The organism is Bradyrhizobium sacchari, from assembly GCF_002068095.1.
In the GTDB taxonomy this organism is placed as follows: Bacteria; Pseudomonadota; Alphaproteobacteria; order Rhizobiales; family Xanthobacteraceae; genus Bradyrhizobium; species Bradyrhizobium sacchari.
The window spans coordinates 71744-72414 of the sequence record NZ_LWIG01000026.1; the positions used below are offsets into that span (position 1 = coordinate 71744).

General features: G+C 68.9%; 1 protein-coding gene. It reads right to left on the reverse strand.

Features of this window, described 5'->3' with window-relative positions; translation table 11 throughout:
* A partial coding sequence (locus tag A5906_RS24275; protein ID WP_245326882.1) for a PfkB family carbohydrate kinase occupies window positions 1–671 on the reverse strand: 671 nt, incomplete at both ends.

The window sequence follows — 671 nt, forward strand, 5'->3', positions numbered from 1 at the left end:
CTCCGCCGTGCCGGCCGCTTGCGTGCGCAGCAGCACGGCAAAGATGGTCTCGACCGCGAGCCGCACCGCGGCCTCCATTGCCTTGCCCTTGGCCAGATGCGCCGCGATCAGGCCGGTGAGCAGATCGCCGGTGCCATAGGGGCGGATCGGCAGCCGCTGCGTCGCAAAGCGCGACAGCTGGCCGTCCGCGCAGAGGATCGTCTCCACCTGTCCGCCAGGCGTGTCGGCGAGCGCGCAGCCTGTCGCAACGACGTCGATACGGGCTTCGCCCGCGAGCGCGACACACGCCTCGCGCAGGCTCTGCGTATCCGCGATCGTCAAGCCTGACAGCAGCTCGAGCTCGAACTGGTTGGGCGTCGTCAGGTTCGCGGCCGGCAGCAGCCGGTGCCGCACCACGTCCCGGATGCCGTCGGCGACATAGACGCGGCCATCGTCCCCGATCACGGGATCGCAGAGATAGACGAGCTTCGAATTGCGCGTCAGTGCCCGCTCGACGAAATCGGCGACGACAGCCGCATTGCCGGGCGAGCCGAGATAGCCGGTGACCAGCACCGCGGCCTGGTCGACGAGATCGCGTTCCTCGACGCCCTTGAGAAGATCGGCGACGAGCTCGGTCTCCAGCACCCGCCCATGCAGGCTCGGATAGCGCGGATGGTTCGACAGCAGCGTGG